At 59.1% G+C, this 11,492-nt stretch carries 12 protein-coding genes; 4 read left to right on the top strand and 8 right to left on the bottom strand.

Going from position 1 to position 11,492, the window contains the following annotated elements; all coding sequences use genetic code 11:
* Positions 1 to 725: 725 nt before the first annotated feature.
* The 3 genes from GST84_25585 to GST84_25575 form a co-directional block, all read right to left on the bottom strand.
* On the bottom strand, positions 726 to 1,703 hold the full coding sequence (locus GST84_25585; protein ID XGB15541.1) for a hypothetical protein: 978 nt from the start codon (positions 1,701 to 1,703) through the stop codon (positions 726 to 728).
* A 9-nt stretch (positions 1,704 to 1,712) separates the two neighbouring features.
* Positions 1,713 to 2,201 carry a type VI secretion system tube protein Hcp gene (hcp, locus tag GST84_25580; GenBank protein XGB15540.1) on the bottom strand — a complete coding sequence of 163 codons (489 nt, stop codon included), beginning with the start codon at positions 2,199 to 2,201 and terminating at the stop codon, positions 1,713 to 1,715.
* Positions 2,202 to 2,759: 558 nt separating this feature from the next.
* On the bottom strand, positions 2,760 to 3,086 hold the full coding sequence (locus GST84_25575; protein ID XGB15539.1) for a magnesium chelatase: 327 nt from the start codon (positions 3,084 to 3,086) through the stop codon (positions 2,760 to 2,762).
* A gap of 256 nt (positions 3,087 to 3,342) precedes the next feature.
* On the opposite strand from GST84_25575, the gene GST84_25570 reads away from it, so the two are divergent.
* On the top strand, positions 3,343 to 5,418 hold the full coding sequence (locus GST84_25570) for a DUF4034 domain-containing protein (protein ID XGB15538.1): 2,076 nt from the start codon (positions 3,343 to 3,345) through the stop codon (positions 5,416 to 5,418).
* On the opposite strand, the gene GST84_25565 is transcribed toward GST84_25570, so the two are convergent.
* Complete coding sequence (locus tag GST84_25565) at positions 5,372 to 5,725, bottom strand: gamma-glutamylcyclotransferase (GenBank protein XGB15537.1); 354 nt, start codon at positions 5,723 to 5,725, stop codon at positions 5,372 to 5,374. The two genes, GST84_25570 and GST84_25565, sit on opposite strands and share 47 nt — an antisense overlap.
* Positions 5,726 to 5,992, bottom strand: coding sequence for an accessory factor UbiK family protein (locus GST84_25560; protein XGB15536.1), 267 nt, complete (start codon positions 5,990 to 5,992; stop codon positions 5,726 to 5,728).
* 533 nt (positions 5,993 to 6,525) lie between these two features.
* Between GST84_25560 and glnK the strand changes: the two genes are divergently transcribed.
* From glnK to GST84_25545, 3 genes are all read left to right on the top strand, one after another.
* Positions 6,526 to 6,864 carry a P-II family nitrogen regulator gene (gene glnK / locus GST84_25555; GenBank protein ID XGB15535.1) on the top strand — a complete coding sequence of 113 codons (339 nt, stop codon included), beginning with the start codon at positions 6,526 to 6,528 and terminating at the stop codon, positions 6,862 to 6,864.
* 46 nt (positions 6,865 to 6,910) lie between these two features.
* Positions 6,911 to 8,242 carry an ammonium transporter gene (gene amt / locus GST84_25550; GenBank protein XGB15534.1) on the top strand — a complete coding sequence of 444 codons (1,332 nt, stop codon included), beginning with the start codon at positions 6,911 to 6,913 and terminating at the stop codon, positions 8,240 to 8,242.
* Positions 8,243 to 8,671: 429 nt separating this feature from the next.
* Positions 8,672 to 9,001: a hypothetical protein gene (locus GST84_25545; GenBank protein XGB15533.1), complete on the top strand. Its 330-nt coding sequence runs from the start codon at positions 8,672 to 8,674 to the stop codon at positions 8,999 to 9,001.
* A 180-nt stretch (positions 9,002 to 9,181) separates the two neighbouring features.
* Here the strand turns inward: GST84_25545 and GST84_25540 are convergent, their stop codons facing one another.
* From GST84_25540 to GST84_25530, 3 genes are read right to left on the bottom strand one after another with little or no spacing between them, the layout of a single operon-like run.
* A complete protein-coding gene (locus tag GST84_25540) occupies positions 9,182 to 9,877 on the bottom strand; it encodes an HAD-IA family hydrolase (GenBank protein XGB15532.1) in 696 nt (231 codons plus the stop codon).
* The gene (gene xerC / locus GST84_25535; GenBank protein ID XGB15531.1) at positions 9,874 to 10,773 is read right to left on the bottom strand and encodes a tyrosine recombinase XerC; all 900 of its coding nucleotides are present in this window, start codon (positions 10,771 to 10,773) and stop codon (positions 9,874 to 9,876) included. The genes GST84_25540 and xerC overlap by 4 nt, the downstream gene beginning before the upstream one ends.
* Complete coding sequence (locus GST84_25530; protein ID XGB15530.1) at positions 10,773 to 11,483, bottom strand: DUF484 family protein; 711 nt, start codon at positions 11,481 to 11,483, stop codon at positions 10,773 to 10,775. The genes xerC and GST84_25530 overlap by 1 nt, the downstream gene beginning before the upstream one ends.
* Between the last annotated feature and the right edge of the window lie 9 nt (positions 11,484 to 11,492).

Below are 11,492 nucleotides of genomic sequence, written 5' to 3'. Positions count from 1 at the left end.
TTTCGGTACCGGAGCACAGTTCCATCAGTCGCAAGCTAGCTTCTGCTATGGAACTCGTGCGTGAGTCTGATGATTAAAACTCGGCCATTTTCTGTATAGAGCCACACCGAGACACTTAACTGCAAACTATCTTATAGATGTTTTGCAAGTCTTCGTATGGCCCCTTAGCCGAAAGGGGGTATGGTGAAATGACGCAAATAAACCGTGAAAAGGCATAGTTTCGTTTCCAGCATGTTCGCTGCGTCCCACGGATACTGTTCTATAGGTTCCAAATAAAATGTCGCAGTTTAGATTCCCTCATAGCCGCCCTGTTTCTAATTTTGCGCACTGTCGACCCGACCAGTGAACCTAACTTTCGCAGCTACCTAATTATTATCCACTCATGCAGACAAAGATTAAAAACGAGGCTAGCATAAGATTCCACAACACAACCAATAGACACCGCATCGCCATCGGGAACCTATCTACCTCCCTTGAATCAACCAGCCCTCTATACACGAATACCTTTGGCATAGTCAGCAATATCGACACCGTGCAGATCCGCATGACACGCCCAATCAAGCCCGCCCGCGAATACAGATTTTTATTCCCCATCACAAAGCTAGAGTTGGAAAGCATTGTTTCTATAAGCTCTAGGTAACGATACGATAAATACACTAACACCAAGAGCGATAGTGTCGCCAAAACAAAACTACCCAATACAACGAGTTCCGCAATAGTGATTGTCATGGATTTACACTGCGATAAAGTATGTCACCAAAATATTCCCCGCCTTGTCCACCCTTGTCCCCACCAATCTTGCCACCTAAAGTCCCACCCAATACAGCACAAGCTAACGCACCACTACCTCCAGTAGGAATACCCAACACCGCAGTACAAACCACTGTAGCTATAGCACCTCCAACGGCTCCCCCTGCGGCGCTGCCGCCAATGCTGCCTATCAAGGCGCCCCCTTCGACATACCTGGCTTGCACACACTCATCTTCTCGCCCAAGGGTGCACGCTTGATGGATACTCAATCCTGTTGCAGCCACATCTAGCCCGATACCGATATAAGTGCCCTTCTTTATGAGATTAGCAGCCTTGGAAACTCCAGCGATCTTTTCCGCATACCCAACAATTTCACCAGAGTGCAGATAACTCTTCGTGGAAATCCCTAGCGTTCTCTTTGCTTTCCCCTTTTTACGCAAGCCCGAACCGTATGCCGCTAGCCTATCCAGCTGCTCCTCCAACCTAATGAACAAAACCATCCGCTTGGCATAAAATTCATCACGCGCTTTGATCGTGCCGCCCCCCAAGTAATCTCGATGAAGCTGCTCAACCTGCCCGAGTGTTTCCTTGATTGCATCGAGATGCCTGCTCCAGCCGTCACTTACTGCGCCTGCCCCCATCGACGCATGAGCAAGAAAACTATTCAACATTTCGTAGTTATCCAATAAAAAATCATCCACCCCAGCACCATTGACCTCGAGTAGATGATGAATCCCTTCTGCCTGAGACATTAAAAATGCTTCATGACTTGTACAGGAGGGCGTGGTTGGATCACCTACAATAACCAGTTCACCACCTACCACCACACTATTGACGATATGCGCATTCAACACATCAAACTTGCCGCGCTGATTGGCCGTCATGGGCGTATCGGCCTTCAGCGAATCATATGACTGCGTGTGCGAATTAATGAAGCTGCGTGCCTCGGACATGGTCGCACCTCACGCATACTTCTTGTTGTTGATACGGTCCCAACCGCCCGTGACGTTGCCGCCCGCGCTGCCGTCGAGGCGCTTCTGCCGCGTGTAGGTGGTTTTGATCCGCCCGTAGTTTAGCTGTACGACTTCCATCGGGACGCCGGAACTGGCGCTCTGGGCGTAGTCGGCGATGATCACTTCTTCGAGAACGACTTCGTAGTACTTGAGCTTGTCGGTACCAGCACGGCATACCACCAGCTTCACTTCCTTTAGGTGCTGGCCGGCACAACTGGCTTCAAGAAGCTTGCAGCTGGCACTGTCCAGGTATTTGGTGAAGGTGAAATTGGTGAGGGTGGTGCGCCCTGAAGATGCACCACCCGCAGAGCTTGCGGTGGCTGAGGTGCTTTGGCTGGCACCGAATTTATAGCCGACGATTTCGATCCAGTTGGCGTATTGCTGGTCCAGCGCTTCGCCAGTGATTTCCGCGATTTGGATATAGGCATCGAAAGCCATGTGTTCCACTCCCTGGTAACAATTGGTCTGAAAATGACAATGACGTTGCTCGGACAGCGTCGTTTAAGGCTTGTTCCTCAAGCACGGCGGATTGGACTGCTTGTGCCGATGGGACTGGTGTAAAATAGTCACACCGAATCGCTGCCGCAAGCAGGCGAGATTAAGTTTGCGAAATTGCCTACAAATTTGCCGATAAATCCCGCTCGATCACATTAGAAGATGTTTCTTGAAAAGTTCTTGGATGGCAGTTCGGCGCTGCGTGGAGCAGGACCCTATTGGGTATGGATATCAAATCGATATCCATTGTTCGAAGGTCTAAATTTTTGGCTTATTGAAGATTTTCTATTCATTGAAAAGTATCGGAGCGTTTGCTAGATGAGAATCTACCTTTGGCAATCTCATGCTCAGCGGTTAGCTCTGTGGAGGATTTGGTGGAGCAGGCTATAGGCTGCTAGCTTTTTGCCTGATTACCATTTTTAAAATGGTCAAGGTGGTATTCAGTTTGATGTGGATGTTGCAGCGTTCTAACTAGTCGTATCTCGTCCGAATTTTCTGCAGCTATTTCGAAAACCTGCTGCCGCCGCCGCCCCGCACCGGGCGCAATTTCCCCGACAGCGCAGGTTCGCCAAGGCATTCCAAATCGGCCAAGGTGGCAATCGGCACTAGGCCGTCGGCAGCTAGGTTCTGGGTAATGCGCCGCTGCGGGTACTTCAGCCCGGAGTTGACGATGGCGCTGCGCACCCGGTCCTTGCTTTCCTTGACTGTGGTTTCCGGCAGGCCGACCAGGGTGAGATGAGGCAGGCCGTTGGTCAGGTGGGTTTCGACGCTGACCGCCGGTGCCTGCACGCCTACCTGGGCGCGGCTGTGGACGAGGGCTAGGGACATGAACACTCCGTTGTTGCTGGAAAATGCCGCTTCCTGCGGCTGGGCAAAGAATAGCCAGTGCTGCCACGGCAGGCGCAACAAGTGTGCGTCGTGGTTTTTCAGGGCAGGGGTTTTCCCTGCGTTTTCATGGGTTTCGGCAAAAATGGATCCAATTGGCTTTGCGCAGTCGTCAGGTATGACTTAGTGTTGTTGGGCAACCGCAGTTGCCATGGGATGGCACTGCTTCTTCTTTCAAATGGATTTGAGGTATTGCTCCGTGCAAACGCTCACCCGCACGCACAAGGTAATTCGCGAACTGGTGCAGGCCAGTGCATTCATTGAACTCAACCGCTTTTTCGACAGGCTCGAGGCTCAGTGGCGCCAAGCCCCGCCCGGCGAGTTCCCGGCCTACCTGGCGGCCATTGAAGGGCACATGCTGCTCGATCAGGAAAACAAGAGTGACAGGGCGCTGAGCCAAGTGCTCAGAGCCTGGATTGACGCCTGCCCCAGGGCTTACCACCCACAAGTGGTAATGGGCATGCACTGCTTCCACCGCGCCTGCCAGGTGCAGGTTGATGGCCCACGCAACGCTGCACGCTTGCTGGCTGTTGCGCAAATTTGTGAATCCGCCACCGCGCACCTGTTGCGTGCAATGGACCGCGCTGCGCGCCCCGTGGCAGCGGCCATTGGCATGCTGCGCATCAGTGCGCAGTTCCATGAGCCAGGTTGGTTGCTCCAACTGTTTCAGGGGGAGCCTGCACGCTTCAGGCCCAGTGCACATGCCGATGTAGAGGTGCAGGAAGCTGCAGCGCCGTTGCTGGTGAGGCATGGGTTGTTGGCCTTGGCCGAGCTGCCACAGGCGCTGCCGCTCTACCTGGGCAAGCGGGTCGATCATGAACACGAAGATCCTCGCCATTACTGGCTGCGCCATGCGCTGATTGCCCGCCCCGGTTGCTTCGAAGCGATCCAGGCCCTTGCTGTGTACCTGCTGCCCCACTGGGGCGGCAGCCTCGATGCGTTCGAGCTGTTGATCAGTGGCCCCTTATGCGCAACCTGGGACGAGCGCTTGCGTAATGCGCTGCGCTGGATGGCCGTCGAAGGCCGCCTGATGCTGCCACACGCTGCCCCGTTGCAGACCGTCACCGACTGGCAGCAGGTGGTCGAAGACTGGTCAGAGCGCCCGTTAAGGCCCAGAGAGCGTACCGTCGTTTTGGCATGGCGGGGGGCGCTGCGCAGCAGGGTATCGGGAGACCATGCTGGCGCTATGCGCGACTTTGCCGCGAGCTTGGCGTGCAATGCCGATCTCGGCGCCATCCGCGCCATGGGCGTGCCTTTTCGCTGTTTGGTCGAGCTGATACTGCGTGATGGTATGGCAGATGAGAAGCAACTGTTACACGGCGCCATTGAGCGCCTGTGTGACGGCCGTTCACATGCTGCTGCCTGTGCATTGCGCGCGGCCGGGCACCGTTTCGGGCTGTGGGCGCTGCCACGCTCGGCCGAGCAGGCAAGGCTATGGTTGCAACGGGCGGTGAATCGCCAGTGCGCGGGTCAGGCACCGGGGTTCGAAGTGCTTGAAGTGGCACGGTTGCTGTGGGCAGCCAACCGCCATGAAGTGGCCTGCTACCTGTATGAACGCTGCGCCGAACTGAACCTGCCGGGTGCTGCCTTAGCCTTGTATGAACTGCACCGTGGCGGCCTGGCCAACACCCCGGCGCATTACCTGGATGACGAGGCAGCCGGGTATTGGCTGCAGCGTGCGGTGGAGGCGGGCAGCAGGCAGGCCAAGTACAACCTCGCCTGCCTGCGCATGGATGGCGATGAGGATTTGAACGAGCGCAGTGCCATGCTGGCGGTCAGGCGACTGCTTGTCGACGCGCTGGGCAACCCGCAGATCAACGCGCGTGCGCGTTTGCATCTGGGGATTCTGTTACGCCGGTTTGGTGAAGTGCAGGAGCGGACCGAGGCGGTTGCTTACCTGCTGAGCCTGGTCGAGCACCCGGACCCGTGGCTTGCCGGGCGTGCCTGCGCCGAACTGGGGCTGGCCTGGATGCAGGGGCGTGGCACCCGCAAGCAAAGCCGCTTTGCCGCCATCGAATGGGTCAACCGAGCGGTCAGCTTGCAGCCACGGGATACGGCCATTGGTGATATCCAGGCCGAGATCCTCAATTCGCACAACCGGGTGAAGACGCTGTTTACTCAGTGCGGGGCGGCGTTGTTCCGCGGCACACTGCATGCAAGTGAGCTACCACCGAAACAGGCCTTCCCCCACACCGGGTCGTTGCGGGTTCAGCCTGCATCGAACCGTCTCAGGCACGTACATAGACCCAGGCTGTCAGGCCCGATGCAAGGGTGACGGCAACGCGCTTGTAGTCGGCAACTTCATAGCGGTCCGCCGCTGCCAGTTCGTCTTCGCTGATCTGGAAGACCATGCCGGCCACGCTGTCGTTGGCCTGGCCGCTGGGGGAAACGATGGGATGATGGGACTTGCCGCTGGTCGCCAGTACGCCAGGGTCGGTGATCTCGACCCAGTCCAGGCGGTAGCCCGGCATACGGTCGGCCTGGCCGTTCAGCTCACGGCCAAAGTTGGCCAGTTGCACGGCTTTATCCTGCAAGGTTCCGTAGGAAAACAACAGTACCGGGTATGCGCTTGAGGGCTGCATTCACTCATCCTGTGAGGTTGGGTTCAGCCGGGCTTCCAGTTCGGCTACCTGTTTTTCCAAGGCCTCGAGGCGTGCGCGGGTACGCGCCAGTACGACCATCTGGCTGTCGAATTCGTCACGGCTGACCAGGTCCAGCTTGCTGAAGGCGCCTTGCATCAACACTTTGAACTGGCTTTCCAGTTCCGCACGGGGCTGGGCGGCATCGCTGCTGAACAGGCGCGAGGCCTGGTCGCTCAGGGCATCGAGAAGGGCTTTGGGCGCGAGCATGGGGCTGTCCACTGAAACGGAGAAATGGCCGCCAGTGTAGCACGCACAAACCTGGCGCCTGAGTGCACATTGGCCTTCGTAGGAGCGGGTTTACCCGCGAAGAAGACACCGCGGTGGATGGCACGGGCTTCGCCCGTGTTCGCGGGCAAGCCCGCTCCCACAGGAATCGCGCCAACTTTTAGAAATTGAGCAAGACAGTTGCTCCCAAAGAATGATCTGCGGTTTCTAATCCGTTGCACATTTTTCGCGCAACTTGCCCCGTTGCTGCGCACCGAAATTGTGCATGTTTCCCATGCTAGCGACTGGCCAATCCCGACCAAATCACATAACGCTCTGTTTTTCGACGCTTTGTCGGAACTGGCAAGGTTTCTGCAATGACCTGTACGAGCCATGCACTGAAGCAGTTCCTTGTGACCAGGCAGTGCGCACGCGGAGCCGGATGCCGACGACGCGTTACAAAGCCAACCGCTGCGCTTAGACTTGAGACGGGTTTGTTTTCCTGGGGCAAGTCCACCAAATCGGGAGAGAGTTTCATGAAGCTAGTCACAGCCATCATCAAGCCGTTCAAGCTGGACGACGTGCGCGAGTCGCTGTCGGAAATCGGCGTGCAGGGCATCACCGTCACTGAAGTCAAAGGCTTCGGTCGGCAGAAGGGCCACACCGAGCTGTATCGCGGTGCTGAATATGTGGTCGATTTCCTGCCCAAGGTGAAGATCGATGTCGCCATCGATGACAAGGACCTTGATCGGGTAATCGAAGCCATCACCAAGGCAGCCAACACCGGCAAGATCGGTGACGGCAAGATTTTCGTGGTGAATCTGGAGCAGGCAATCCGCATCCGTACCGGCGAAACCGATACCGACGCGATTTAAGCAGCAACAAAGCCTCACCAAACCCAACGCCCCAGGAGAAAACAACATGACTCTGCGTAAGATCGCAGGGCTAGGAGCCCTATTGTCCCTCGTAATGCCCGGGCTTGCCCTGGCAGAGGAAGCTGCCCCAGCGCTGAACTCCGGCGACACCGCCTGGATGCTGACCGCAACGGCGCTGGTGCTGTTCATGACCATTCCGGGCCTGGCCCTGTTCTATGGCGGCATGGTGCGTTCCAAGAACGTGCTGTCGGTGATGATGCAGTGCTTTGCAATTACCGGCCTGATGAGCATTCTCTGGGTCATTTACGGCTACAGCATGGCCTTCGATACCGCCGGTATGGAAAAGGGCGTGCTCAACTTCAACTCCTTCGTTGGCGGCTTCTCCAAGGCTTTCCTCAGCGGCGTCACGCCTGACAGCCTGACCTCGGCCGCCGCGCTGTTCCCTGAAGCGGTGTTCATCACCTTCCAGATGACGTTCGCCATCATCACCCCGGCATTGATCGTCGGTGCCTTTGCCGAGCGCATGAAGTTCTCGGCGATGCTGGTATTCATGGGTATCTGGTTCACCCTGGTGTATGCGCCGATCGCCCACATGGTATGGAGCGGTGACGGTGCCCTGATGTGGGACTGGGGCGTACTGGACTTCGCTGGCGGCACCGTGGTGCACATCAACGCCGGTATCGCAGGCCTGGTCTGCTGCCTGGTACTGGGCAAGCGCAAAGGCTACCCGACCACCCCGATGGCCCCGCACAACCTCGGCTATACCCTGATGGGCGCGGCGATGCTGTGGATCGGCTGGTTCGGCTTCAACGCAGGCTCTGCTGCTGCCGCCAACGGCACAGCCGGCATGGCCATGCTGGTCACCCAGATCGCTACCGCCGCCGCCGCACTGGGCTGGATGTTCGCCGAGTGGATCGGTCACGGTAAGCCAAGTGCGCTGGGCATCGCGTCGGGCGTGGTGGCTGGCCTGGTCGCCATCACCCCGGCTGCGGGCACTGTCGGGCCGATTGGCGCGCTGGTGATCGGCCTGGTTTCGGGTGTGATCTGCTACTTCTGCGCTACCACCCTCAAGCGCAAACTCGGCTATGACGATTCGCTGGATGCCTTCGGCGTGCACGGTGTTGGCGGCATCATCGGTGCCATCCTCACGGGTGTGTTTGCAGCCCCGGCACTGGGTGGCTTCGGTACCGTCACCGACATCGGCATGCAAGTCTGGATCCAGGCCAAGGGTGTGATTTTCACTGTGGTCTACACCGCCATCGTCACCTACGTGATCCTCAAGGTGCTGGATGTGGTGATGGGCCTGCGGGTCAACGAAGAAGAAGAGTCGGTCGGCCTCGACCTGGCTCAGCACAACGAACGCGGCTACAACCTGTAACTGCGACGCGGTAAAAACTTGCCCGGCTTGCCGGGCATTTTTTTGCCAGTTTTTCAGCATTTCCCGCACGGCAAACGGTTTATTCGACACGTTCGTGACGTAGGTAAAAAACTTACAAGTCACAGGGCGTTTATGGTGCTTTGCTTTTTCCACGGGCGCGCTAGAATGCGCGCCGAAGGGTGTTTGACGAGTAGTCCCCACACTTCGCCAGCCTTTGCTAGGCTTGCCAATAGCGTGTGGCCAGCAGGGGCTAATGGATTTGTCAGGTCCTGCCAGGAGCAGGGCCTGCTGGGTACCGCCTCCCGTCAGGAGTGCCGACCCAAGGGCAGTGGCCTAACCCACGGCCAGTTGAATTTTCACTGGTGGCTGCCGGTCTACGGCTGCACTGGTCTATAACCAACCTGCTTTTCGCAAGTCATGAGGTAGAACATGAGCGACGACGATCTGGAAAATGATGACCTCGAAGTAGGCGACGAAGACGAGGGTGATGAGGGCCTCGAGGCGGCGGCTGATGACGGCGTGGAAGACGCTGGCGATGACGACAGCAGCCCGGCACCCGTTGCCAAGGGCAAATCCAAGGCGGCGGTCTCGGTAGACGAGATGCCGAGCATGGAAGCCAAGCAGAAAGAGCGTGATGCACTGGCCAAGGCGATGGAAGAATTCCTTTCTCGCGGTGGCAAGGTGCAGGAAGTCGAGGCCAACGTGGTCGCCGACCCGCCCAAGAAGCCAGACAACAAGTACGGCAGCCGCCCTATCTGAGTGGCTGATCGCAAAAAAGCCCGCCGTCGCTGCGGGCTTTTTTATGCCTGTGGGTTTTGTGTTGCCTGTGCCGGCCTCTTCGCGGGCATGCCCGCTCCCACAGGTTCACCACAGGGTTCAGGATCTGCGCGGTCCCTGTGGGAGCGGGCGTGCCCGCGAAGAGGCCGCAAAGCGGCCCCGTCAGCGCCAGCGCGCGAGCACGTCAGGCAGCTGCGACAGGCGCTGGATCTCGGCATCCGGCGCCTGTTCGCCAGCCCAGGCCTTGCCCTGCGGGTTGAACCACACCGCGCGCAAACCGGCGCGCTGGGCACCGGCAATGTCATCGCCAGGGTGATCGCCGATGTGCACCGCCGCACCCGCGTCCACCTCACCACGGCGTAGCGCTTCGAGGAACGGCGCCGGGTCTGGCTTGCCAATGCCCAGGTCCTCGGCGCACAGGGCAAAGCGGAAGTAATCGGCCAGCCCCAGCCGGCTGACGTCGGCATTGCCGTTGGTGACCACGCCCAGGATGTATTGATGGCGCAAGATCTCAAGCACCGGTTGCACCTCTGGGAAGATCTCCACCTGGTGGCGGGCATGCAGGAACACTTCGAAGCCTTCGTTGGCCAACGCCTGCGCGTGCTGCTCGCTGTAGCCGACCTCTTCCAGGGCATGGAACAGCACACGCCTGCGCAGGGCGCTGATGCGGTGCTTGAGGCCGGGCTCTGCTTGCACCAGGCGCTCGCGGATGGCGAACAGGTGTTCCACCGGCACGCTGCCGAGGGTTGGTGCGTTGGCCTCGAGCCAGTCGCGCAGCACGACTTCCGCGGTGGCAATCACCGGTGCGGTGTCCCACAGGGTGTCGTCGAGGTCGAAGGTGATCAGCTTGATGCTCATGAGTCTGTGCCTTTGCTGCGTTTGGCCCGAGGGTGGGCGCTGTCGTACACCGCGGCCAGGTGCTGGAAGTCCAGGTGGGTGTAGATTTGCGTCGTGCTGATGTCGGCATGGCCGAGCATCTCTTGCACCGCGCGCAGGTCCTGAGACGATTCCAGCACATGGCTGGCGAAAGAATGGCGAAGCATGTGCGGGTGCAGGTGTTGGCCCAGCTCACGCTCACCGGCGGCCTTTACTCGCAGCCGAACGGCCCGGGGGCTGATGCGATTGCCCTGGCGGGTAATGAACACTGCACGGTCGCGCGGGTTGCCGATGCCGCGCAAACGGTACCAGGCCTGCAACGCCTCGCGAGCCTTGCGACCCACCGGCAGCACGCGGGCCTTTCCACCCTTGCCCAGTACCTGCACCAGGCCGGCGGCGAGGTCGAGGTGATCAAGATCGAGGTTGGTCAGCTCGGATAGGCGCAGGCCCGAGGAATAGAACAGCTCGAGGATCGCCTGGTCACGCCGGGCGATGAAGTCGTCGTCCACACCCCCATCGAGCAACTGCAGTGCGCGGTCGGTATCCAGTACTTTGGGCAGCCGACGCTCACCTTTGGGCGCGCTCAGGCCGGTGGCCGGGTCGTGCTGGCACAGGCCTTCGCGGTTGAGATAGCGGTATAGGCCGCGTACTGCCGACAATAGGCGTGCCAGGCTGCGCGGGGACTGGCCATGGTGGTGCAAGCGAGCGACCAGCTGGCGCAGCTGCTGGATTTGCAGCGCCTGCCAGTCGGCAATGCCGTGCTCTTCGCAGTAGGCGATGACTTTTTCCAGGTCGCGACGGTAGCCCTGCGAGGTGTGCTCCGACACCTGGCGCTCGTTGCGCAGGTGTGCGCAATAAGCCTCCAGCTGGCGTTTCATCAGCGTACCGGGCGCAGGGTCTGGGTAACGCGTGGCACAACGCGGCCGAGCACCTCGGCGATATAGCCGAGGAAAAGGGTGCCGACGCTGCTCTTGTAGTGTTGCGGGTCGCGGCTGCCGATGGCCAGCACCCCGTGCAGCCCTTGGTACTCAAGAGCTGCCACGGCGCTGGAGCCCACTTCCTGGCGCTGCTCTTCACCGAACAGGAAAGCCAGCTCGTGCTCGCGCAGGTTGCCACTGACGGTCTTGCCACCGCCCAGCAGGGCACCGATGGCTTGCTGCGCCTCGGCATTGCTGACCCAGCGCCCAACCGGCGCGACGTTATCGCCGAACAGGATCAGGCTGACGAAGGGCACCTGGAATTCCTGGCGCAGGCTGTCTTCGACCGCCATTACCACTTCTTCCAGGCTGCCGGCATCGAGCAGGTCAAGGATCAGCCGGCGGGTCTTGTCGAACAGCCGGTCGTTGTCGCGGGCCACGTCCATCAGTTGCGACAGGCGATGGCGCATTTCGATGTTGCGGTCACGTAGCAGCTTGAGCTGGCGCTCCACCAGCGACACGCTGTCACCTCGCTGGTGCGGGATGTGCTGTTCGATCAGCAGCTCGTCGTGCTCGGCGAAGAAGGTAGGGTGGGCGCGCAGGTAGGCGACCACCGCTTCGGCATCGAGCTCGGCGGACTGCTTGGGTACAACCTTAGGCTGATCGGTCATGGCGGTTAC

It is taken from the genome of Pseudomonas putida, assembly GCA_041879295.1.
In the GTDB taxonomy this organism is placed as follows: Bacteria; Pseudomonadota; Gammaproteobacteria; order Pseudomonadales; family Pseudomonadaceae; genus Aquipseudomonas; species Aquipseudomonas putida_Y.
This window is presented reverse-complemented; position numbering and strand designations above follow the sequence as displayed.

Excerpts from the sequence above, each read along its gene's own strand:
- xerC (XGB15531.1), bottom strand. The coding sequence starts at position 10,773 with ATGAAACGCCAGCTGGAGGCTTATTGCGCACACCTGCGCAACGAGCGC.
- GST84_25540 (XGB15532.1), bottom strand. The coding sequence starts at position 9,877 with ATGAGCATCAAGCTGATCACCTTCGACCTCGACGACACCCTGTGGGAC.
- glnK (XGB15535.1), top strand. The coding sequence starts at position 6,526 with ATGAAGCTAGTCACAGCCATCATCAAGCCGTTCAAGCTGGACGACGTG.
- hcp (XGB15540.1), bottom strand. The coding sequence starts at position 2,201 with ATGGCTTTCGATGCCTATATCCAAATCGCGGAAATCACTGGCGAAGCG.
- GST84_25560 (XGB15536.1), bottom strand. The coding sequence starts at position 5,992 with ATGCTCGCGCCCAAAGCCCTTCTCGATGCCCTGAGCGACCAGGCCTCG.
- GST84_25545 (XGB15533.1), top strand. The coding sequence starts at position 8,672 with ATGAGCGACGACGATCTGGAAAATGATGACCTCGAAGTAGGCGACGAA.
- GST84_25575 (XGB15539.1), bottom strand. The coding sequence starts at position 3,086 with ATGTCCCTAGCCCTCGTCCACAGCCGCGCCCAGGTAGGCGTGCAGGCA.
- GST84_25585 (XGB15541.1), bottom strand. The coding sequence starts at position 1,703 with ATGTCCGAGGCACGCAGCTTCATTAATTCGCACACGCAGTCATATGAT.
- GST84_25530 (XGB15530.1), bottom strand. The coding sequence starts at position 11,483 with ATGACCGATCAGCCTAAGGTTGTACCCAAGCAGTCCGCCGAGCTCGAT.
- GST84_25565 (XGB15537.1), bottom strand. The coding sequence starts at position 5,725 with ATGCAGCCCTCAAGCGCATACCCGGTACTGTTGTTTTCCTACGGAACC.
- amt (XGB15534.1), top strand. The coding sequence starts at position 6,911 with ATGACTCTGCGTAAGATCGCAGGGCTAGGAGCCCTATTGTCCCTCGTA.